1 protein-coding gene is annotated in these 539 nt (G+C 70.7%); it reads right to left on the bottom strand.

The features are described 5' to 3' along the window. Positions 1 to 539: TIGR03943 family putative permease subunit (locus E0H75_RS42790; protein ID WP_131519474.1), on the bottom strand; the 539-nt coding region annotated here is incomplete at both ends.

The following is a 539-nucleotide window of genomic DNA, read 5'->3' as shown; positions in this document are numbered from 1 at the left end:
TCGACCATGAACGCCGTACCGTCGGCGACGCAGCAGGTCAGGCCGATGCGGGTCACGTACCAGGTGCCATTCTTGGCCGGTGTGACGAAGCCGGTGAGCTGGAAGGCGCGGCCTTTCATGCTGTCTTTCTCCCAGACCGCCCACACGGCGTAGTCCCGGACCGCGAGTGCGACTGGCGCGTCGCCCTCGGCGTTGTTGCCGAGCCAGGAGTTGCTCTCGGGGTTAGCCGGTTTGGCGGCGACGGGGGACTGGCGTTGGGCGGCGTCGGCGCCGAGGGCGGGCGGGTCGACCACGAGCAGCGCGAAGATCGGGATCAGCAGCAACCAGGCGGCGCGCGGCAGGCCGGGGTGGCCGTGCCCGTCATCCGCCGGCTCGCCCGCGTGCCCGTCGTCGCCGGGCTCCTTCTTCCGGCTGTCGGCGAGTACGTCGGCGACCGCGAGGGCGATGAGGATCAGTCCCGCGGCGAGGAGCATCCAGCGCATACCGGGTTTGACGTAGCGCAGGTAGGTGTTCGAGGTCGCGAGCTGGACCACCGCGGC

The organism is Kribbella capetownensis, from assembly GCF_004331485.1.
GTDB lineage: Bacteria > Actinomycetota > Actinomycetes > Propionibacteriales > Kribbellaceae > Kribbella > Kribbella capetownensis.
Note: the sequence above shows the minus strand (reverse complement) of the source record. Positions and strands in the feature narration are given on the sequence as shown.